This window comes from Pigmentibacter ruber, assembly GCF_009792895.1.
In the GTDB taxonomy this organism is placed as follows: Bacteria; Bdellovibrionota_B; Oligoflexia; order Silvanigrellales; family Silvanigrellaceae; genus Silvanigrella; species Silvanigrella rubra.
Map to the genome: position 1 here is coordinate 394,979 of NZ_WSSC01000004.1, position 23,129 is coordinate 418,107.

The following is a 23,129-nucleotide window of genomic DNA, read 5'->3' on the forward strand; positions in this document are numbered from 1 at the left end:
AAAAAGACCTATCAAAGTATTGATAAGCCCATTTTTCTCTTAAATTAAAAAATTTATGGAATAAATTTCTTGAAAGCTAAAGAAACATTTGTTCCACCAAACCCAAATGAATTAGATAAAACAGCATTTAATTGACGTTGCTCAGATTTATTTGGAGTGTAATTTAAATCGCATTGTTCGTCTGGATTTTCATAATTTATAGTAGGAGGAATCATTCCAGTTTTTAAAGCCATTACAGAAAATACTGCTTCAATTCCACCAGCAGCTCCTAGCAAGTGTCCAGTCATACTTTTTGTTGAACTAACATTTAGTTTATAAGCATGTTCTTTAAATACAGTTTTAATTGCTTGAGTTTCACATAAATCATTTAATTCAGTAGATGTCCCATGCGCATTAATATATCCAATTTCTTCAGGTTTCAATCCTGCAGTATGCAAAGCTTGCTGCATTGCTCTCGCACCACCTTCTCCCTCTGGAGCTGGTGAAGTAAAATGAAAAGCATCACCAGATGCACCAAAACCCGCAAATTCACAAATTATATTTGCACCTCTAGCTTTAGCGGAATCATAATCTTCAAGAATTAAAATTCCCGATCCTTCACCCATTACAAAGCCACTTCTTTCCTTATCAAAAGGCCTTGAAGCTTTAACAGGCTCATCTGAATGCGCACTACAAAGCGCTTTCATCTGCCCAAAGCCTGCGTAAGCAATCAAGCTTAAAGCAGATTCAGCACCCCCACAGATCATAGCTTTTGCTCTTCCTGTTTGAATATACATTAATGCATCTGCAATTGAATGAGCTCCGCTTGAGCAAGCAGTTGCCATACAAACATTTGGCCCTTTGGCACCTGTTTCAGATGAAACGACACCAGCAGCCATATTTCCTATAAAACCTGGAATGGTGAATGGAGAAACTCTTCTAATACCTTTTGTTCTTGCAATAAAAGATTGATCCTCTAAATATCCTAACGCACCAATACCGACTCCAATAGAAACACCAATATGATTTTGATTTTCGGGAGTAATTTCAAACTTAGCGTTTTCAAGTGCCATTTTTGCAGCCGCAACAGCCAATTGAACAAATCTTTGATTTCTCTTGACTTCTTTTTCATTCATATACTTTGTTGGCTCAAAATTTTTAACTTGTCCAGCAATAGTCACGCAGTTTTCAGGGGGTTCGAACATAGTCAATTTCCCAATACCGCTTTTGCCCGCTATAATATTATCCCAACATTCCTCTAGATTATTTCCAACAGGACAGACTATACCAAGGCCTGTAACAACAACTCGTTTCATTTAGTTCATCCTCTCCTCGTAAACAAAATTCAACAAAAAGTATTTAACCTGTAACAGAATCTATGTCTACATATGCCAAATTAAAAGGCATTGAAAATACTTTCATATGGGCTATAAAAAAATAGCACAAATCTTTCCGTAAGTAATACACGTTTGTTATAGCTCGCAACTACAAGTTTAGAAATTTATCTTTTTCTTTAATTCTCAAACTAGCCCAAAAAAAAGTTTCATGCTACCTATGCAATTTCACAGAGCAGTTAAAATAGCTATGTGAAGCTCAATTATTATGAGCTTATACCTTTGCTCATTTCATTAAGTAAGGAGTGCGAAGTTGAATTTTCTAAGAAATACAATACTTAGCAAAAAAGCAATACTTTGGGATTTCGACGGATGCCTTTGTGATTCTGAAAAAGTACACTACTTAGCTTATGCAAAAGCTTTTCAAATATGCAATCATCAACTTAACGAAAACGATTACTTTGAAACTTTCACACATACTGGTGGTGGAGTGGCTAAAGAAATTGAAATGTATCACTTAACTTGTGACCCAGAAGCCATTCGCAAAGAAAAAGCAAAAATATATTGGGAGCTTATTTTAGATAAAAAGGCACAATTTTATAAAGAAATTCCAAAAATCTTACAAATAGCCACTCAAAATAAAGTGATAAATGCAATAGCTAGCAACAGCCCAGCAAAAGAAATTGAACTCATAATCTCTCAATATACAGATGGAAATCTTCCTATCGATAAAATAATAGGGCTTGAAACAGGTATGAAGAAAAAACCAGCTCCTGACTTATATTTAAAAGCCTTAAAAGATTTAAATTTATCACCTAAAGAAGTCATCGTATTTGAAGATTCCGAGAGAGGCCTCATTGCAGCAAAAGAAGCTGGTTGTGAAGCAATATGGATAAAAACGGAATTAAATGATAGGTTCACTACAGATGCACCTTACATCTCTCGCATGACTCATCAAGAACTCTTAGAAATATTAACTCATTAATATGTGGATGGACAACTGGGTATTAAATTTACCCAATACTTTATGGCCAAAAATTGCATTCAAAAATGGACTAGAACATCCATTTTTGTTTCGTTTTTTTGAAACTAAAGCTAATGTAGTTGTCCTTTCAAGTTCAAATAAAGCTGATACTGAGGTCATTACTCAGAATTGTGCTAAACAAAATGTTCCAATCCTCCGCAGAAAGGGGGGTGGTGGAACAGTGGTACTAGGTGAAGGTTGCTTAATTTTAACTTTTGCATTTTATGCAAAAGATGTATTTAATAACCACAATTATTTCAAATTAATAAATCAACTTTGGATAAATGCCTTAAAAGATATTGGCTGTCCTGAATTAACACAAAATGGAATAAGTGATATTTGTTACCTAGACAAAAAAATAGCAGGGACAAGTATTTTTAGAAAAAAACATTTGCTTGTGTATCAAGGAAGTTTACTTGTTCAACCAAACCTGAATTTAATTTCTGAATTACTAGCCCATCCTTCCAAAGAACCTGATTATCGTCAGGGAAGAAATCATGAAGAGTTTTTAACGACTCTAAATTTATTAGGCTGTAATTTATCTACCGAAAAATTAGCATTACACTGTCAAGAATATTTTAATAAACATATCTGTAATTTCTTTGAAAATGATGTTTTGATAAGAGAATAAAAGTATTTAAATATATTCGTTTTAAAATAAAAAAATTTAATTTTAGTTTATTTTTTTGTAACTTAACACCAATTAACTATCTAATTTGAATCTAAAATTTTTATCAGATACTATACTCAAAATTAAAATTTACCTTGAGGTATTATATGGAAAACTTAGACTTTACAAATTATAGAAATACTTTAGAAGAAAAATACTCAGAATTAAAAAAAAATAAAGAATTTATAACAGGCTATCCTGGAAATCAAAATTTTGATTATTCTGTTCTAAGTAAATTTTTTGAATTTGCTTTAAATAATATTGGTGATCCTTTAATACAATGTAACTTCACATTAAATACACATGAATTTGAAAGAGATGTTATCAAATTTATTGCAAATTTATATAAAAAAGAAAGTGATGTATGGGGCTATATAACAAATGGTGGCACAGAAGGAAATTTAACAGGAATTCATATTGGACGTTCACATTATCCAACTGGTATAATATATTTCAGTTCACATAGTCATTATAGTGTTGCAAAAGCAATTGAATTAACAAGAAGCAAATCAAAGTGTATTCCTGTCTTATCAAATGGAGAAATTGATTATAATGAATTAGAGCAAAAAATATCTGAAAATAACAACGAGCCTGTTATAATCTTAGCTAATATTGGAACAACAATGACAGGTGCTATAGATAACATTCAAAAAATTAAAGAAATATTAATTAAGCAAAAAATATGTAATTACTATATTCATTGTGATGCCGCATTTCATGGACTAATTCTACCTTTTTGCAATTTACCTACACCACTAAATTTAAATGATTTTCATAGTATTTCTGTAAGTGGACATAAATTAATTGGCTCCCCAATTCCATGTGGTGTATTTATTACACACCAGATTGTAGTTGATAAAATTAAACACTATATTGAATATATTAAAAGTGGTGATTGTACAATTTCTGGCTCAAGAAATGGTATCACTCCTTTAATTCTTTGGTGTGCTATACACCAAAAAACATATGATGAATTTAAATATATTGTTCAAGAATGTATAATTAAAGCAGAGTATGCTAGAGATAAAATGCTCCAAAATGGAATTCATGCTTGGACAAATCAGTATTCACCAATAGTATTATTTAAAAAACCTTCTAGTGAAATGATAAAAAAATGGAGTATAGCTCCATATGAAAATATTGCTCATATTATTACAACTCCTAATCTATCGTATGCAACAATTGATAAATTAATCGATGATTTAGTTTTATACAAAGAAAAATCAGTTGACTAGTTCAAAAAAAATATATAAATCTATTAACGCAATAATTAAAATTATACCTTATTTTTATTGCAATAATAAATTTATATTTGGAGAATAAATGAAAAATTTAGGAAAATATCTATTTTCATGTTCTTTTTTTATTATGTTACCTTTTAGTTCCTATGCCAATTGCAAACTACCTGACACACTTGCAAATAAAAGTATTATATCAAGAGTTTCTCAACTTTTTACTAAAGAAAATCCCTTAGCTGGCGAATTAATGAAACTTAGCTTTAATAAAGATGGAACGTATATAAATAATTATCTTACTAGTGAAAAAAAATACTCCGGTAAATATATTTATAAAAAAGTAACTGAATCAGTTGCATTTTATTCCGCTGAAGAGGAATTTGAAAATAAAATAACAAAGTATGAGGTTTGGTTACATTGTACTAATAATGTTTCAGGAAAATACATATATAGACAAGAAGAAGGCGCTATCGCTCCCCAAGTGCGTTCTAATGTTGGAGAGTATTTTTTTGATAGATAATAGCATTTAATTTTCAGTATAATTTAAAGAAACTAAAAAACGATTTTTATCTTCTAAATCACACAAGGAAAAATACTGCTCTTTAGGAAAACTCCAAGGTGAATGATTGCTCGAATAACTTTTAATATTTTTCTCTAAAACTTTTTCAGGCTGATCATGAGCTAATTCCATAGTAAAAATATACTCAGAAGATTTTAGTAAATTATATTTCTTAGTAAAATTAGTAATATTTTTGCCAATTTTTAGCCCCATATCTTCACTGACTAAAGCTAATTTGGGTTCATAATTTTTTACAGAGATATCCAAATTTTCCCATTCCTCAAATGTTACATATGGAGGATTACTTATTATAACTTCTGCACAGCCAAATTCTTTCTGTAAATATAAATAATTTTCTTCAATATTCAAATCGAGTTGCAAAAACTTAACATTACTTACCTTATTTTGTTCTGCATTTATCTTTGCTACTTTCAAAGCATCTTCAGAAATATCTATAGCAATAACTTTTGCATTTGGGTATTTTCTTGCTAACGCTATTGCTAAGCAACCTGATCCTGTACAAAAATCATAGATTAGAGTTGGAAAAATATTTTTTAATTTTAAAAATTGCAAAACTATATCGAGCATAGTCTCTGTCTCAGGACGAGGAATTAGAACTCTTTCATCAACAAATAATTCTAATTCATGCCAATATTTCTTTTGCAATAAATAAGCTACAGGTACGCCTTGTAATCTTTTTGTTACAAGATCACGATATTTTTTACGTTCTATTTCATTTAATGGCTTATCTATCTGAATATAAAGCTGTACTTTAGGTAAATTTAAAACATGACTTAGTAACAATTGTGCATCTAAAAGCGGGGTATCTATCCCACTATTTGCAAACCGTTTTGTTGTCCAATTCAAAATTTCTCGAATAGTCCAAACAGTTTCTCTTTTATTTTGCTCAACGCTTTGCATCATTACTTTATTTACCTTCAGCTTGTAACTTTAACGCTTCTGCTTGATAATATTGCCTTAACATATCAAGCATATCTTGAATGTCACCTTCCATAAAAGCATCTATTGAATGGATAGTATAATTTATTCTGTGATCAGTTACACGGGATTGAGGAAAATTGTAAGTACGAATCCGTTCACTTCTATCGCCTCTTCCAACTTGCGATTTTCTTTCTTCAGAAAAAGCTTTTTCTTTTTCAATTTCTGCAGCTTCAAAAAGTTTTGCTTGCAGAATTTTCATGGCTTTTGCACGGTTCTTTATTTGTGAACGTTCATCTTGGCATGCAACAACAATACCACTTGGTATGTGAGTAATACGCACAGCAGAATCAGTTCTATTTACATGCTGGCCTCCAGCACCACCAGCACGATAGGTATCTATCCGCAAGTCATTTTCGTTAATAGAGATTTCAACATCATCAGCTTCAGGCAGGACAGCTACCGTGATAGTAGACGTATGCACCCGGCCTTGCGCTTCTGTTTGAGGAACGCGTTGCACTCTATGCACTCCACTTTCATACTTCAGAACGCTGTAAACCCCTTCGCCTTCAATCATAGCAATTACTTCTTTTGTCCCACCTAATTCATTCTCATTGAGGGACATAATTTCCATTTTCCATTTCCTACGCTCAGCATAACGAGCATAAGCCCTGAATAATTGCCCAGCAAAAAGACTTGCCTCATCACCACCAGCACCGGCACGAATTTCTAAGAAAATATTTTTTCCATCATTTGGATCTTTAGGTAACAAATGAATAGAAAGTTCTTTTTCCAACTCAGAATAGCGCTCTTTCAATGTCCTGAGTTCTTCATAAGCCATATCCCGCATTTCACCAGTGCTTTCTGCAATAAGCTCCTCAGTAGATACTGTTTCTTCTTCTATTTTTTTAAATTCACGATACAGCCGAACAGTTTCTTCCAGATCTGCACGTTCTTTGCTTAATTTCCGAAACTCTGAATTATTAGAAATCACTTCTGGTCTTGCTAGAAGACTCTCTAACTCTAAAAATCTACGTTCAATTTTAGCTAACTGTTGTATCATAAGATTTTTCCAATTTTAAAAGGCATATAATAGATTAAGGATCAAATTCAGTGAAAGGTTTAAATAACCCTTTTAACATGCAAAAAAGGGAGCATCCAGATGGTTATGCTCCCTACTTTTGCTTTTAATTTTAAACAGTTACTTGTTTGTTTGATTTGCTTTTGCAGCAGCGTATTTACGGTTAAAACGTTCAATACGCCCAGCAGTATCAAGAACTTTATGGTTTCCTGTCCAGAATGGGTGGCATACACTACAAGTTTCTACTTTTAGCACATTTTTTGTACCACGAGTTTCAAATGTGTTACCGCAAGCGCAGTGTACTTCGCATGGGCCAAATTTAGGATGTATGTTCTCTCTCATAAAAACCTCAGAATTATTAATAGCTTACGCTTATTTCGTCTTGCGTCAAATACCTCTTGCCGCGAATGACGGCAACTGAAGATGGCAACTAGTAGCAAATGACAAGGTTTGAGTCAACGTCTAATTGCATAGTTTAGAAGAATTCTTTTCTAGACTATTGACATAACTCGTTTTTTTGTTACTTTACTATTGCAGTCTGCATGTCGTTGATATATTTAAACTCATCCTAAATTCTTTGGATTAAATCATTCACATAGAAATGTAAAAAGGGTGTTCGTATGAATTCATATTACCAAAATAGAGTATTGGGCTATTTCTCATCCATTGCTATTGCAAACGATTTTGATGTCGAAATTTTTGTTGGAAAACCACAAGGACTAGAAATCAGAAGCAAGGAAGGCCTTTTCGCTAAAGTTCTCACCGAAGTGAACTCCTTTGGTAAATTATATATTCGAATGGAGGAAGACTTCAGTCCTATTCTACGCCCACAAATTATAATTCATACTCATGTATTAAATTCTCTGTATATAAGAGACACAGTATGTGCAAGTGTATTAGACATTAGAGGTGAACATTTTAGTTTTGAAGGAACGGATACTAGCCAATCTAATTTAATAGGGTATGTAGAAAACTTCAAAATAAATATGTTTGGCTCAGCAAAACTAAATGCCGTTGAATTAGAAGCTAAAAATATTTCAGTTTCTTGTAATCATACTTCACAAATTCGTTTATTTGCACATAATACAATAGCAGGTTCCGCCTATGGTAAATCGTATTTGCATTATAAAGGAAATCCTGAGTTAGCAATTTTTAATGCAGGACAGTCTTTTATATCAGCATTGTAAAAAATTTTAACTATAAATTGCAAAAATTTATATTGCTAAAAAAATTCTTTAATAAATTAATGAAATCATATTAAAAATGTAACAATAAAACTAGTTTATTTCAAAAATGAGAATGACGCTTAAAATATAAGCATATTTTAAGCGTTATAAAATTTGATTTATATATTTAGGTATTTTAGTATATCTGCAAATGGTATTCTTATCTACTGAATATCAAAACAAAGGATCTCTTGAAAAAAAATTTTCTGTGTTAAGTATATTTAAATTTCCAAAGTAACTATAAATTTTAACTTTCTTAAATTGGTACTGATAAAGTGAAATTCAAAAAAACAATCAAATATCTTTCTAATATTGTAATTTCAAATATTATTCTTATAAATATCCACGCTTCTGAATTAAATGTAAATTATGACTTGCCTATTAAAAAAAAGGAACTTTCAGTAGGAAAAAGTAAGTTTTCAAATTCTATTATTAGAAGAAATTGTTATAAATACTCTGATTATGTCATAGTAGAAGAAGTTGATAATGGACTAAAAGGTGCTGCCCAAATAGGAATAGAACCTACTAAAAAAAGCTCGAATTTTCTGGAAATATGCAAAAAAAAATATCAAAGCTTTAAAATTAAAATGATAGCAGAAGGTTACTATGGTGGGAAAATTAATCAATTTATAATCAATGATGGTAACGATGTATTTGGTGCTGAATTTTTATTTCAAATCTTTGTCATTAAAAGTGACAAACTAATAAAAGTATTTGAGGATTTAAGACACTCCAACCAAAAATATGAGTACTTAAGAAATTCAAAGCATAGCCTAGGTATTCGTTACTGGAAAAGTTTAAAGGTAGAAAATGATTGCTCTATAAACGATAGGACATGTCTTGAGCAAATTAGGATTGCAAATAAATTGCCAAATGATTTAAACTTTAACAATTGTGTTAAATCTATTAATCAAAGAATTACTGCATTAAAAAATGAAAATTCTGATATTTCTTATTTAAATAATACTTCTGGAAATCAATTTTTTATTTATATTGAAATTCCAGATATTTATTTCTCGGAAAATTCTAAAGTTTTAGATAAAAATGTGAAATGTGAGAGTAAGCCTTAACTTTATTTCATGATAAATGTCTCGTGTTATATTTAATCTTCTAAAATAAATTTATAATACTTTTTTTTATTTTAAAAAAATATTATATATAAATTTTTTCCAACACTATTAAAAAATTTTTTTTAAATTTAATTTATAAATCAATATTTTAAACTATTCTGAGGTCACTTGACGAAAATTAAATTTAAGTAATAGATACTTTATCTTTTACTCATGAAAAGTGTTCATGAGTTATTTTATTTGAATTAAAAAAGGATCTTTATGCTTTTAAAAAGATTAATTTTAACAGTTGCAACCTTTAGTTTCTTAACTTGTTTAAATGTTACTGCCAGTGAATACGGTTTATCCTTTCAAAATGAAAAAATGATAAATACTGATTCAGTAATTGATAATTCAAATAATCAATTATCAGATATTAACTCATTATTTAATGGAGAAATTAATAATAAAATTACTACCATAGACTTAAGTAATAATATTATAAAAAATATTTCATATGATGATGTTTTAAGATTAAAAGAGCACTACCCAAATTTGACAAATCTTAATCTTGAGCACAATTTTATAAAAGACGCTAATTCTTTAATGCAATTAGAATCTTTAAAAGTTCTAAATTTAAATTTCAATAAATTAGAAAAAATACCTGAAGACATTGGAAATCTTATTAACTTAGAAGAACTACAAATAAGTGGCAGAAATAAATGCTCTTTAATAAATGGATGTTTTGATTTCTTTGGTATCAAACAGGGGCATATAAAAACAGTTCCAAAATCAATGATAAAATTAAAAAATCTTAAAGTACTTAATTTAAGTTATAACTATCTTTCAAAAAATTTAACTGAACCGGAAGTGTTTAATTCACTTTTAAATACATTAAATATTCTTGACTTCAGTAGTACAGAAGTTAAAAGAATACATGTTTCTACATTATATAAAATTAAAGATATAAAAGGAAAATTCATTCCAAGTCATAGTACAGCTTCCGAGATTAATTCTAAAACACATTTAATTTATATTAAAAATACTCCTCTTGAACATACTATAAATTACATTAAATCTTTTAAAAACAACCTAATTATAGGTGGAAATTTTAAGGATATAGATACTTGCATAACATATGAATAAAAATAAATAGATATTTATATGTTATTGTATATTTACTCTACTTTTTCCAAAAATTGCAATTTTGATACATTAAAAATTTTGGAAAATAATTAACAGTTGTTTCATCTAAAAATAAATCCTTATATAATACATTATCGAAAGCTACCCACATCAATTTATATCCTTACAGTAATATGCATAAAAAAAATCTTTATTTAATTTCTTTTTTTGCAATTTCAAATTTGGTTCATAACTGTGATTTATATAACGCATAGCTGTAGTTTGTTTATAGTTCAAAACAATTTCTTTATTAAATTCGTCACCAAGATAATGTGCATATTTTTCTTCTAATTTTTTTTGAAACAAAACCATTACCTAAAAAAGTTCCATTTAGTATATTTTTTTTGCAGCAACTCCTTTTCCATGATTTTCAAAATTTTTCAATTTAATAATATCGGATGTATTTAGATCTAAAAGTAATTCTGTTATAACATTCTATAGTAAATAGTTCTTTAATCATAAATATAAAATAGCATAAAATTTAGGAATATAACTCTATTAATTTTTTTCCTCTTTTTTTTATAAGAGGAATATAGCCATAACAAATAGCGTAGAAATTTTCAATTTCTGGCATAAAACACTTAACTAATGAAACACTATTATTAAAAGGATAAAGTTGAGTGAAAAAAACATCAAACCCATTTTCTTTTATATCTAATAAAATTTCATTTAAATAATTTTTACTAGATAAATGAATCACACTTTCTTGGCACTGATAGTCAATAACATCAAAAAACTTTTTTTCAAGTAAATTAAAAATATTAAGTTTAGCTGCTTGTAGATAATTTTCATCTTCAATATCTACAAATAAATCTGAGGCTTCTTCATTCCAATGATACTTATTACACAGGTGATAATATTGCACACATTCCAATAATGCTCTTTCAATTGCATAATCATGCGATAAAGATGCCCCATACCCTTTGTAGGGAGTATCACTACCGGGATTCTTCGCAAAAACAGCAAATGCTTGTATTTTAAAAGAACTTTCCAAATCAACAATCACAATTTCAGATTGAATTTCAAATTCAACTTGCGCACATAACTCTTGTAAATGTGTAGGCAAAGATTTTATATTCAAAATCTTTATTTTTTGCTTACATAAAAATACTTTAATTAAAAATAGAGATATTGAATCTCTCTCTATAATTTCTGAAATACCATGTATCAATGCTTCATTTTGACTACAGCCAATTGCACAACCATTGTCATTCGATAAAAAGTATTTATCTTTATAGTCAACTTCATCGGGACTTAAATAAACACTATAAGGATCAAAACAAGCAATTGGAAAATGAATCACAGAATTGTAATGTAGAAGTGAACGCATTTTAAGCCAAGCTATTTTTTTATCTGGCAAAATACTTTCGTAGAAGTCTTCTTCAGGTTCTCCTGGTAAAATAAAAATATTATTTAATTTTACTTCTTCTAGAGTGTAATAGTAAAGAACAATTTCTTTGTTATTGTAAATTGTTTCTAAATAGTGCTGAATTGCTTCATACTTAGCACTGAGATTAGACTGCGCAAAACTTCTTCCTTTACCTATCCCAATTAAAGAATTAATTAACTGATTGGGTAATTCCTTTTCTGGGATTAAATTGCAGACAGTAGTAACAATATTCTTCCCTATATGCTCAAGCTTATAAGTTAGATTCAGTGCCTGAATGCATTCTTCCCAAAACAAATGAGCAGATTTTTCTGAAAATTCCCTTTCAAAAAGCATGATTATTTTCTTTGCCAACAAAATAATAAGACACATGAGTTTTTGCTCACATGTCTTCACTTATAGTTTTTTAAATTCGTATTGTTATTTTTGAACCTTATTTTTAGTCCTTGAAGTTGGAGCTTTAACATTTGGTTTATGAATAACTACACATGAATTGCAGGAACCAAGACCCATAAATTTTCTCCTTTATTTGAACTTTGATGGATTAAAGTTACAAAAAATCAATTCTATTGTCAATATACTAATTTAGGAAATCAAAAAATTTTATTTTTACACATGATGCAAAATAAAGGTATAAAGAATGCTTTCAAATGGAGACAAGATTTTTTCGATAGCGTTTCATCACTAATGTCTTTGCTCTAAAAAATTGAATAAGAAAAAAAATAAAATGATTAGATTGAATATATGCTCAAAATATAATCACTAATAAGTAAAAACATGCTTCAAGACTAATTAAGAAACATTGAGGTAATAATATTTACCTTGAGTTGCTTTTATTATAACAAAAAAATAAAAAATAGACATGCATACAATTCTCAAAATTTACTTTAATTTAATGTAATTTTGTATTATAATAAATTTATTGTATTTAAATAGTTAGAATCTTAAATTGTGAATGATGTAAATAAATTTATTGCCATCGCAAATTAAAAATATTTTTTAAATGAATGGAAATTTATGCTCAAAAAAAACTACATTTTTTTTTGTTAACATATACCTTTTATGCTTACTCTAATGGAGAAATTTAACTTATAAATAATCAAAGTGATGTTATTCAAATTGATTTTGAAAAACGAAGAATTTTATCTTTTTAATAAAAATGTAAAAGTAAAAATTGAAGATTCAGGCTCAGAATGCTATTGGATTCATATATTAAATATTATTAAAAAAATCCATGGTTATTTCTTAATATTGTATGTAAATGATCAAGAAATGGGAAAAATATGCGCGACCAAATATTCTTCTATAGACTATAAAGTTCACACTAATATTGAATTAGTAAAAATCCTTCAAATATATTTGTATTAAAATTTTATAATGCTGGATGGTGGGGTGAGAAATCTAATGATACAGAAGAGCTAGAAGTAATTTTAGATTATGATATTAGTTTTCCAATTAAATTTATAGATAATTCTCTAATTATTCATTGATAAATTTAATTTACAATATTTAAAAAGTTTTTATTCAATAATTCTTGAATCTAATTCAACATTATCATTTAGTATTGTCTTTATTCTTGCTTTATTATTATTCCAAAAATATTTAATTTTAAAGCCCTTCAAGGTGATAAAATCATTTTTATCAATTGCATATAACTTTTCAGGAAATTTATCATCACTTAGTTTTAAATAAATGCTACCATTTTTATAAAATACATTATTTATTTCATCTTCATCATATAAAGTAAAATTTAAAGCATAATCTTTTAAATTCTTACTAGTTTTTACTTGTCTAATTTTTTTAGCATCATTTAGACCTAATTTATAAACATCGTTAAAACTTGCAACAAGCATATCATTTAAATAATCACCATTATCAGAATTAGTCATAACTATTAAGGCATCTTTTAATTTAATTTTATCCCTGTTTTTATGAGAATTTACATATGCTATCATAATAGATTTAAAACCTTCATTACTCCCTCCATGTCCAAATGATAAGACATTTTTATTTTTTGCTATTTCAAAACCAAGACCAAATTTGGATGGTAATTGTTGAATAAAAATCTGGTTGGTAATTTCTTGCTTAATATTTAAAAAATTTGTTTCGTTATAGTATGCATTTAGAAAACGCAACGTAGCAGTTGCAAGATCTGTTGGGTTAGTCCATAAACCAGCTGCCGCTTGTTCGGGATAATCATGAAATTTACCTTGATAAACTTTCCCTTCAACATCATGTGCACTACTCGCTAAAGATAGGATTTTTTCTGGTAAAGGTTGTACAAAAGTACTATTCAGCATGCCTAATTTTCTTAAAATATTTGTGTCCATCCAACTTGAAAAATCCTTTTCCACAATACTTTCAATTGCTAATTGTAAAATGCTTGTACCACCGCCAGAATAAGAATATTTTGTTCCTGGAGTATTAATAATTTCAATTGCATTTGTAAAAATTTCTGGTTTTTTCCCATTTAATACATCTATAATATTTGGAAAATATTTAGTTGATCGGTCTATCCCTGGAAAACCTCCGACATTTACTCCCGCAGTATGAGCCATTAAATATCTTGCCGTAACTGGTTTCTCTTTCGTAAAATTGTTTAAAGGAACAGACCATCCTTTTAAGTAGTCATTAATATTTTTATCTAATTCAAGTTTGTTTTCGTTGACTAAACTTAGTACTCCTAATACTGTAAATGGTTTACTTATAGATGCCGCTTGCAATAAATGCTCTGGAAGTAATTTTTCTTTCGTTTCGGCATCTTTAAATCCATATGTCTTTATCCAAACAATTTTTCCATTATGAATTGCGGCTAGACTTACTCCTGGAATATTATACATCTTCATCGCATTGAAAATAGAAGTTTTTATTGGCTTTTTACCTTCTAAAACATATTGATCTCGCAAACTATTTTCAACTCTTGTTAAGTTATTTATTTCATGCTCATCTATATAAGACAAATGTGTTGGAATTTTTTCACTTGAAAAGGCACTTTCTACTTGTAAAAGTAATAATAAAAAAATATTTATTTTCATGTATAAACCTAACTTTAAGGAAACAAATAATTACAGATGGATTACGCCCAAAATTTTAAGTTTTTAAATTTTTTCTTATCAGTAATGCAGAAATTCCAACAAATAAACATGGTAACCAAATATAAATAAATTCAGACTTTAAAACAATAAAACCTCTTTCGGAAAAGAAATTTTTTACCCCAATAGGTGAAACTCTAATTTCTCGAAATGGAAAGAAATATCTTGTTTCATCAAATGGCCACCAAAATTCAACACCTAGACCTCCTGATGTACAAGCATCAAGAATTCCGTGTGAAAGCATTGATACAAATGCAAATAAAAAAACATACAAATGTTTTGCTTTTAAAAAATTAGAAAAAAATGTGGTACTTAAAGAAATTAGAAAAGCAAAAAACAGAGAATGGGTAAACCCCCTATGTCCCCATTGCGACTCATACTTTATTCCATACTGAAATCCAATAACATCTAAATCAGGGACTAAAGATAAACATATTCCTAAAACAAAAAGTCGTTTAGGAATATTTTTAAATCCAAACGCCATAGTTAGCGATATGGGAATTGCAATATGCGAAAAAGCCGATGCCATTTCATTTAATCCTTTTTCACGAGAGTGTGCATATAACTTTTTTTAACTTTCCAAAAGCATCATAAATAGTCATACAGTATCTAATTTTCAATAATATGTCTGATTATTGAAACAATAAAAAATTATAATAAAAATTTATTGCCATAAGTAAATTCCAAAATCAATTCTCAAAAATATACTACTGCAATTAATATTTGTTATTTTATATTAATTTTGCATACTTTTAAGCTGATAAGGGTTTGAAGGCAAACAAATTTCAATATCGTTATCAGGATTATAGTTATAATTACTTTTATTTCGATCAACGACTTGAAAGTATCTATCATTAATTAATTTAATTTGTTGTATCGTGCTATTGACATTATCATCCAAATTATTATTTCTTTTCAGCTGATAAGAATTTTCGGAGTAATTTGTTTCCTTTAAAATATAAGTTTTTTCGGAGTAACTTGTTTCCTTTAAAATATAAGTTTTTTCGTAATAATCATTATAATAGGTTGGCAATTGACAATGATTATTTATATTATACCCAAATTTAAAAAATTTCTTTAATTGCTTAAGATCTTGTGTTGGAAAAATATTTAAATCACCTTTGATAACATGATATCTTTCTTTAATATTATCATTATTATGCTCTTTATTATTCTTTACTTTTACAAAATTACGGTAGTCCTGAAAACTCTTTGGCAAGAAATTATCTAATGAATTTATTTCTTTAGAATATATATTAAGTTTAAAAAACAATGCTACAAAAATTATAATAATATTTTTTTTCATAAATTACTAATTCTTATATAAATATTAAGGTATAAATAGTGTTTGAAATATATACCAAACAGAGTATTTACTATCAGAATATAGTTTTTTTTACAACTTTTGCTTAAAATGGATAAATTGACTATTACTAATACATCTTTTTCTTCGGCATTATTTTAATTTGATTGAATTCAATTAGAAATTTGATCTCTGAATAAAACATTACTTCAAAGTTTTTTACTTTAACAAAAGCTGAAAAAAAATTATTTCTTTGAAATAAATGTTCTGATATGAAAGAATTATTTCTTTCAAGAAGCACAATATTTCCTGAAGATATTTGCTTTGAATAACATTCATCTAATTCAATTATTGGAATACTATTTAATATTTCTGTAACTGGTATTAAATTTGCTTTTATTTCATTTTTTAATTCTTCTTTATCAATATCAGCAGGAACAGAAATAGCATTTTCTACATGCCAAGGTTCAACAAATTCTCTTCTCAATTGAGAACAATATCCTACAGTATTAATGGCTTTTGCTAAATCCCTGGCTAATGAACGAACATATGTACCTTTTCCACATAACACTCTTAACGAAATAGTTTCTTCGGAATTATTTGAGTCTACTATTTCTATGTTTTGGATAAATATCTTTCTTTTTTTTGTTTCAATAGGATTTGGAATACTGCCGCTTGCCCGCATATATTCATATAAAGGCTTACCATTCATTTTTAATGCACTATAAACGGGAGGTATTTGCTCAATTTCTCCATGAAAAGAATTGAGTTTATCTTTAATTAATTCAGTATAATTTCTTGGAACATCTTTTTCATCTACTACTCGTCCTGTTGCATCTAATGTGTCTGTTTCTTTACCAAACTTAATTGTAAACAAATATTGTTTTTTTCCATCCATTATTTCGTCTGATAATCTAGTTGCTCCACCAATTAACACAGGTAACAAACCAGTAGCAAAAGGATCTAAAGTTCCTAAATGCCCAACTTTATCTATATTTAATGCTTTCCGAACAAGGGAAACAATTTTATGACTTGTCATACCAGCTGGTTTATCAACAAGAATTAAACCACAGTAATTATTAACTTCACTTTCCTTAATATTCATAATTTTATTTTGTTCTTTTATTATTTTTTAGGTTGATGCTCTTGACTTAAAGATTCATCTTGTAAAGATGAGTTTTTTTCATTTTCTTTTAATTCATCACTTACTTTAGTTAATAAGGCACCCATTTTTACTGAATACTCTACACTATCATCATAATAAAAAACTATTTCTGGAGTGTAGCGTATTAATAGTGATTTTCCTAATTCACGTCTGATGAAGCCAGAAGCTTGTTTCAAACCTTTTTCAGCCAATTTCCTTTGCTCAGGTTCGCCTAACACAGAAAAATAAACTTTAGCAATTTGCAAATCAGGAGACATTTTTACTGAATTCAAGGTAATGCCACGCACTCTAGGATCAGATATTTCTCCGCGCACAAGCATCATTGCTATGTGTTCGCGGATTTGTTCGCCAAGTTGTAGCATTCTTTTTGTAGCCATTTAAACAAAACATCCTTTAATTAATGAAGAGTTGCTGCTATTTCTTCCACAATAAATGCTTCCAAAATATCCCCAACTTTAATATCATTATAGTTTTCAACACCGATACCACACTCAAAACCTTGTAAAACTTCTTTTGCATCGTCTTTAAAGCGTTTTAGAGAGCCAATTTTTCCGGTGTAAATTACAACACCATCACGCACAATTCTGACATGAGAATTTCGCACAACTTTTCCATCTGAAATCATACTACCAGCAATAACACCGACCTTTGGTACTGAGAAAGTATTGCGCACTTCTGCATGCCCAATAATTTTATCTTGTTTAATTGGAGCGAGTGTTCCAACCATGGCAGCTTGAACAGCTTCTATTAGTTCATAAATGATGCTGTAGCATTGAATTTTAATACCAGCCTGTTCAGCTACTTGGGCAGCAACTCTATCAGGGCGAACATTAAATCCAAGAATCAATGCATTTGAAGCTTTTGCTAAAATAACATCAGTTTCAGTGATACCACCAACTGCTGAGTGTAAGATTTTAGTTTTAACTTTTGCTGTATCCAATTTTGCTAGTGAAGCACGAATAGCTTCAGCAGAACCATGAGTATCTGCTTTTACAATGATAGAAACTTCTTTTGCTTTATCTTCAGCTTTTGCCATTAAAGCTAATAATTCATCCATGGATGAGCCACGTTGACTTGCTAAATCTTTTTGGCGCTGCTTTTCAATTCTGTAGGCAACTGCTTCTTTTGCAATAGCATCACTCACAACACAGTTAAATTGATCACCAGCAGCAGGGACATCGCTTAAGCCTATAATTTCTACAGGTGTTGAAGGTTCTGCTTTGATAATTTTTTCGCCATTAGCGTCATTCATTGCTCTAATTCTACCCATTGAAGTTCCAACAACGATAAAGTCTTGGTTTTTCAAGGTTCCTTTTGTTACTATAACAGTTGCTACAGGACCTCTAGCTTTATCTAGTTTTGCTTCAATGACGATACCTTCTGCTAAAGTATCTTTTGCTGCTTTTAAATCTAATACTTCTGCTTGTAGAAGAATTGATTCAATTAATTCATTTAAACCTTGATGTGTTTTAGCAGAAACTTGAACAAAGATGGAATCTCCACCCCATTCCTCAGGCATAACACCTTGTTCAGATAATTCTCTGTTGATACGATCTAAATTTGAACCAGGCTTATCAATTTTATTTACTGCAACAATAATTGGAACATTTGCTGCTTTAGCATGAGAGATAGCTTCAATAGTTTGAGGCATTACACCATCATCCGCAGCTACCACCAAAACAACAATATCAGTAACTTGAGCTCCTCTGGCCCGCATTGCTGTGAATGCTTCGTGACCAGGAGTATCTAAAAATGTAAGTTTTTGACCTTTATAGTCAATTTGATATGCACCAATATGCTGAGTAATTCCTCCAGCTTCTTTCGCAGCTACATTTGCGGAACGAATCGCGTCTAGTAATGAAGTTTTTCCATGATCCACGTGTCCCATAATTGTAATAATTGGAGGACGTGGGAAGGAGTTTAACTCATTATTTTGGGTTGTTTTCCGCGCTAAAATATCACCTATTGTGACACTTGAACTTTGTGTTTCATACCCAAATTCTTGTGAAACAAATGTAGCAGTATCAAAATCAAGTTGTTGATTAATACTTGCAGACATCCCTAATTTCATCAAAACTTTGATTACTGCACTAGCTTTTTGACTGAGTTCACCAGCCAAGTCATTTACAGTTATGGTTTCATCAATGCGGATGATTTTCTTAGAAGCTTTAGTTGGGTTTGCAACTTCAGTTTTTTTAATTTCTTTTTTCTTAAAGGCCTGTGAAGCTTTTTTCCTATTCGGTATCATTGTTCTAACAACAATTGCTTGATCTTCAGCGCCTTCTAAATCTCCATAGAAATCGAGATCTTCATCTTCTTCTAAACGACGAGCGTTTTTATTGCGAATACGACGAGCATCTTCCTCATCTGTAATTCTACGTTTTTCTCTATCTTTATCTTTCTCACGATCTTTAAGCCTAGATGGAACATCTTTCGTTGGGGTTGCTGCTGGTGCTTCACCTCCCATTACAAATGGTCTACTCGCTACAGGAGCAGCAGGGCGAGTTCCAAAACCTCCAGGTCTTTCAGAATTATATCCTCCAGCGGAGCCAGGTCTACCTTGTTGTCCGCCAGAACCAGTTCTAAAACCAGCTTGTCCACCATTTTCACGCGCATCTCTGTTGCCAAAACCCCCAGATTGACCTGGACGTCCTGCCTGTTGAGCACCGTTCCGTGGTTGAAAATCCCTATTTCCTCTATTGTCACGAGAATCTCTATTGTCTGAGCGTTGCCCGCCCATCATTCCATTTTGTGATTGATTTGAACGACCATAGTTATCACGTGGATTGCTTGATCTTGGAGCGCCATTGTCGTCTCTGCGATAAGCATTTTGTGAATTAAAACTTGCAGTTGTATAGCTTTGTGGTTTGGTTGGAGGAGAAGAAGGAGTTGCCTCAGCTTTCCTCACAATAACAGCACCTGTATCTGCTTTTGTATTTGCAACAGATTTTGAATTTTGTGCTGGGGAAGTTGTACTAGAAGCAGAACGTATGACTTGAGCAGAACCTGAAGAATTAGAACTTGGGGAATTAGTAGTTTGCACGTTATTAATCTCATCACTCTTTTGAGAGCGTATAGCTGATGTTGCGCCTACTTCGGAGCCCTTAGACCTTGATTCTGTATCAGTTCTACTGGAAATTGCCTCTTGAGTTTGAGCGGAAGCAGCTGTTGTCTCTCTGTAATCTGGGGTTGTAGTTTTTTCTCCTACACGTGTAGAAGAATTAGAAACAGTTTGATTGTTAGCTAATGCAGATTTCATATTTTCACTAGCAGTATCTTCTTCACTTTGAACTGCTTTGTTACGTTTATGAACGTCTTCAGATGTGTTTTTTGAAGCAACATCGTGAGAAATTTTTTCAGATACCTCAACAACACCTGCCGCAGATTTTCTTATAATCGGAGCTTTTTTAGGTGTGTGCTCTGCATTTTCATTGGTATCTTGAACTGATTTTAATTGTGATTCTTCACCTGACTCGGGAGAAACCTCAATTTTTCTTCTAATGATTAATTTACTTGCAGCAGCTTTTTGAGCCGCTTCTTTTTCAGGATTTTTTCCAGATCGATGAAAAGCACGCAATTTAGCAGCCTCTGTTTCAGAGATCGCATTAAAGTGATTTTTTACTTGAATCCCGAGTTCTTGAAGCTTAATAATGGCAGCCTTGGTCTCAATCCCCAACTCTTTCGCCAAATCAAGTACTCTAATACGACTCATCAAATGCAGCTCCCAATAAAATCATGCCAACAAAGCTAGCACGGTAAAATAAAAATAAATAAAAAAACTTTTTATTATGCCTCAAAATCCTTGGCCATAATAACAGACAAAACTTTAATAACAGCATCTTTTCTAGTAACAAGCATTGCTTTTACTGCCTTTTCCTTGCCAAAGAATCTTTCACCCAGCAGGGTTGAGGATGCATTAATTTTTATTCCTAACACTCTACTCTTGTAACGCACGAGCAGGGCTTCACAATGACGGTAAAATCTTTCACTACCATCATTAGAAAAAAGGAACACTCTTGAAATGCGATTTGGATCCTTTTGTTTTTGTTTCGCACGAATAGCAGCTAGTCCTGCTTCTTCTGTCTGTAGCAATGTTTCAATGCTTTCCAATCCACCTCGAAGACTACCGCAGCGGCGTGCAAAGGCAAGAGCGTGAATCAAATTATCACTTAATTCAACACTTGGAACTTTTATCGTACCATCAGGGGAAAACACCTGGAAAGACTTTTGCAAGTTATGGAACAACAATTGAAGTTCAGTATCAGTTTCCAGAGATCTTGGCAGTTTCAGCATGTAACTTTCCAGACAATTTTATAGGTAATCCAGTTTTGTATGCAATTTCATCTGCATTCGAACTGGCGACAGATTTAAAATCAGAATAACCAGCAGTATGAATAACAGCAGCTATCTGTTCAGCAACGCCTTTTAATTGCATCCAATAACGCAAGCGTTCAGTTGGTACATTTTTTATATCGACTTTTTCAGGATCTAACAAAGGCTGAGGACGTGTTTTTGCAACAATATCATCAATAGCCGCTTCAGCTTCTTCTGATTCAGTCATTTCTTCTTCATCATCAAGAATAGGTTCACCTAAATGAAAATCTTCTAAATCTTCATCTGTACTAAGCTCAGCCTTTTGTTCTTCTAAAGAAGCAGCTAATTCAGCAGCACCCTGCATTACTTGTTCAGCTTCTTCAGGAGTCAATCTTAACAACTTGATCAGTGTGCGTTGATCCATTCTAGAGATATCTGCAGGATCTTTATATCCTTCATTTACTAGAATTTCAGCGCGCATTTCGCCTAAAGCTGGAATTTGAGCAATTACATTTTTATACTCTTGAACAAGTTCACGCATTTTTGATTCAGAACGAATATCAACTTTCCAACCTGTCAATTGAGCTGCAAGACGCACATTTTGACCTCTTTTACCAATTGCAAGAGATAAATGCTCATCTGGCACAACAACTTCCATAATATGGAGACGTTCATTTACAATAACCTTTGACGGCTCTGAAGGAGCCAAAGCATTACAAACAAAGCGTGCAGGGTCTCTATCATATGGAATGATATCAATCTTTTCACCGCGTAATTCTTGAACAATAGCTTGTACACGCGCACCTTTAATACCAACACATGCCCCTACTGGGTCAATTGAAGGCTCAGTACTATAAACTGCTATTTTTGAACGACTACCAGGATCACGAGCAGCACTTTGAATAACGACAATACCCTCAGATATTTCAGTTACTTCTTGCTCAAATAAGCGAATTAACAACTCAGGATGGGCACGACTTAACATGACTTGTGGACCACGAGTTGATTTTTTAACATCCACAACGAAAGCAATCACTTTATCACGTATTTTATATTTTTCGCCAGGAATTTGCTCACGAACAGGCAATACACCTTCAGTTGGGCCGAGATCAACAATGATATCCGCTTTGTCAAAACGACGAACTTGACCGACTACAGTTTGATGTTTTTTATCTTTAAATTCTCTAACAACTTTTTCTTTCTCTGCTTCCATTACTTTCTGCACAATGGCTTGTTTAGCAGCTTGCGCAGCAATACGGCCTAATTGGTCAGTTGGAAGAGGTTCACCAATTTCATCACCAATTTGCAAGGAATCATCCATTGCAATAGCTTCCGTAGCTGGAATTTGTTTGCTTAGATTTGTCAGTTCATTGTCTGCGACAACTATACGATAGCGAATTAATTCAATTTCTTCTGTTTCTTCGTTAAAACGTGTTTCAAAGACGCAATCACCAAAATGTTTACGTGCAGCTGTAAGAACCGCTTCTCTTAATGCGCCTATTAGCAGCTGGCGATCAATATTTTTTTCTTTACCTACAGTTTCAATTACACGCTTCAAATCTATTTGCATTAAATGCACCTCTGAAA

21 protein-coding genes are annotated in these 23,129 nt (G+C 31.0%); 7 read left to right on the top strand and 14 right to left on the bottom strand.

Translation table 11 applies throughout. The features are described 5' to 3' along the window. Nucleotides 1-53: 53 nt before the first annotated feature. Complete coding sequence (gene fabF, locus GOY08_RS13265; RefSeq protein WP_158999398.1) at nucleotides 54-1,295, bottom strand: beta-ketoacyl-ACP synthase II; 1,242 nt, start codon at nucleotides 1,293-1,295, stop codon at nucleotides 54-56. A 331-nt stretch (nucleotides 1,296-1,626) separates the two neighbouring features. Here fabF and GOY08_RS13270 point away from each other — a divergent pair, with 331 nt between their 5' ends. From GOY08_RS13270 to GOY08_RS13285, 4 genes are all read left to right on the top strand, one after another. After that, entirely contained in the window at nucleotides 1,627-2,298 is a 672-nt protein-coding gene (locus tag GOY08_RS13270) for an HAD family hydrolase (protein WP_158999399.1), read from the top strand. 7 nt (nucleotides 2,299-2,305) lie between these two features. Next, a complete protein-coding gene (locus GOY08_RS13275) occupies nucleotides 2,306-2,968 on the top strand; it encodes a lipoate--protein ligase family protein (protein ID WP_158999400.1) in 663 nt (220 codons plus the stop codon). Between the two features lie 146 nt (nucleotides 2,969-3,114). Next, nucleotides 3,115-4,242: a histidine decarboxylase gene (locus GOY08_RS13280; RefSeq protein WP_158999401.1), complete on the top strand. Its 1,128-nt coding sequence runs from the start codon at nucleotides 3,115-3,117 to the stop codon at nucleotides 4,240-4,242. An 88-nt stretch (nucleotides 4,243-4,330) separates the two neighbouring features. Continuing rightward, entirely contained in the window at nucleotides 4,331-4,762 is a 432-nt protein-coding gene (locus tag GOY08_RS13285) for a hypothetical protein (protein ID WP_158999402.1), read from the top strand. A 6-nt stretch (nucleotides 4,763-4,768) separates the two neighbouring features. Here GOY08_RS13285 and prmC read toward each other — a convergent pair whose 3' ends face one another. The 3 genes from prmC to rpmE all read right to left on the bottom strand — a co-directional run bounded on the left by prmC (nucleotide 4,769) and on the right by rpmE (nucleotide 7,163). Continuing rightward, the gene (gene prmC, locus GOY08_RS13290; protein WP_158999403.1) at nucleotides 4,769-5,725 is read right to left on the bottom strand and encodes a peptide chain release factor N(5)-glutamine methyltransferase; all 957 of its coding nucleotides are present in this window, start codon (nucleotides 5,723-5,725) and stop codon (nucleotides 4,769-4,771) included. 4 nt (nucleotides 5,726-5,729) lie between these two features. Then, nucleotides 5,730-6,803: a peptide chain release factor 1 gene (gene prfA, locus GOY08_RS13295; RefSeq protein WP_158999404.1), complete on the bottom strand. Its 1,074-nt coding sequence runs from the start codon at nucleotides 6,801-6,803 to the stop codon at nucleotides 5,730-5,732. Between the two features lie 138 nt (nucleotides 6,804-6,941). After that, complete coding sequence (gene rpmE / locus GOY08_RS13300) at nucleotides 6,942-7,163, bottom strand: 50S ribosomal protein L31 (protein ID WP_158999405.1); 222 nt, start codon at nucleotides 7,161-7,163, stop codon at nucleotides 6,942-6,944. Between the two features lie 278 nt (nucleotides 7,164-7,441). Between rpmE and GOY08_RS13305 the strand changes: the two genes are divergently transcribed. From GOY08_RS13305 to GOY08_RS13315, 3 genes are all read left to right on the top strand, one after another. Next, the gene (locus tag GOY08_RS13305; protein WP_158999406.1) at nucleotides 7,442-8,008 is read left to right on the top strand and encodes a GIN domain-containing protein; all 567 of its coding nucleotides are present in this window, start codon (nucleotides 7,442-7,444) and stop codon (nucleotides 8,006-8,008) included. Between the two features lie 314 nt (nucleotides 8,009-8,322). Next, a complete protein-coding gene (locus tag GOY08_RS13310) occupies nucleotides 8,323-9,117 on the top strand; it encodes a hypothetical protein (protein WP_158999407.1) in 795 nt (264 codons plus the stop codon). 261 nt (nucleotides 9,118-9,378) lie between these two features. Then, a complete protein-coding gene (locus GOY08_RS13315; RefSeq protein ID WP_158999408.1) occupies nucleotides 9,379-10,242 on the top strand; it encodes a leucine-rich repeat domain-containing protein in 864 nt (287 codons plus the stop codon). 150 nt (nucleotides 10,243-10,392) lie between these two features. Here the strand turns inward: GOY08_RS13315 and GOY08_RS13320 are convergent, their stop codons facing one another. From GOY08_RS13320 to nusA, 10 genes are all read right to left on the bottom strand, one after another. Beyond that, nucleotides 10,393-10,587, bottom strand: coding sequence for a hypothetical protein (locus tag GOY08_RS13320; RefSeq protein WP_158999409.1), 195 nt, complete (start codon nucleotides 10,585-10,587; stop codon nucleotides 10,393-10,395). Between the two features lie 175 nt (nucleotides 10,588-10,762). Continuing rightward, the gene (locus tag GOY08_RS13325) at nucleotides 10,763-12,004 is read right to left on the bottom strand and encodes a YcaO-like family protein (protein ID WP_158999410.1); all 1,242 of its coding nucleotides are present in this window, start codon (nucleotides 12,002-12,004) and stop codon (nucleotides 10,763-10,765) included. 1,184 nt (nucleotides 12,005-13,188) lie between these two features. Next, nucleotides 13,189-14,703, bottom strand: a complete 1,515-nt coding sequence (locus GOY08_RS13330) for a serine hydrolase domain-containing protein (protein ID WP_158999411.1) — start codon at nucleotides 14,701-14,703, stop codon at nucleotides 13,189-13,191. Nucleotides 14,704-14,758: 55 nt separating this feature from the next. Further along, nucleotides 14,759-15,289, bottom strand: coding sequence for a metal-dependent hydrolase (locus GOY08_RS13335; protein ID WP_158999412.1), 531 nt, complete (start codon nucleotides 15,287-15,289; stop codon nucleotides 14,759-14,761). Between the two features lie 207 nt (nucleotides 15,290-15,496). Further along, nucleotides 15,497-16,066 carry a hypothetical protein gene (locus tag GOY08_RS13340; RefSeq protein WP_158999413.1) on the bottom strand — a complete coding sequence of 190 codons (570 nt, stop codon included), beginning with the start codon at nucleotides 16,064-16,066 and terminating at the stop codon, nucleotides 15,497-15,499. A gap of 127 nt (nucleotides 16,067-16,193) precedes the next feature. Beyond that, nucleotides 16,194-17,168, bottom strand: a complete 975-nt coding sequence (gene truB / locus GOY08_RS13345) for a tRNA pseudouridine(55) synthase TruB (protein ID WP_158999414.1) — start codon at nucleotides 17,166-17,168, stop codon at nucleotides 16,194-16,196. A 20-nt stretch (nucleotides 17,169-17,188) separates the two neighbouring features. Beyond that, on the bottom strand, nucleotides 17,189-17,605 hold the full coding sequence (gene rbfA, locus GOY08_RS13350) for a 30S ribosome-binding factor RbfA (protein WP_158999415.1): 417 nt from the start codon (nucleotides 17,603-17,605) through the stop codon (nucleotides 17,189-17,191). Between the two features lie 20 nt (nucleotides 17,606-17,625). Next, nucleotides 17,626-20,940, bottom strand: a complete 3,315-nt coding sequence (infB, locus tag GOY08_RS13355) for a translation initiation factor IF-2 (RefSeq protein WP_158999416.1) — start codon at nucleotides 20,938-20,940, stop codon at nucleotides 17,626-17,628. Nucleotides 20,941-21,014: 74 nt separating this feature from the next. Next, nucleotides 21,015-21,521 (bottom strand): hypothetical protein, encoded by a 507-nt coding sequence (locus GOY08_RS13360; RefSeq protein ID WP_158999417.1) that lies wholly within the window; start codon nucleotides 21,519-21,521, stop codon nucleotides 21,015-21,017. After that, entirely contained in the window at nucleotides 21,490-23,112 is a 1,623-nt protein-coding gene (gene nusA, locus GOY08_RS13365) for a transcription termination factor NusA (RefSeq protein ID WP_158999418.1), read from the bottom strand. The genes GOY08_RS13360 and nusA overlap by 32 nt, the downstream gene beginning before the upstream one ends. Nucleotides 23,113-23,129: the final 17 nt, after the last annotated feature.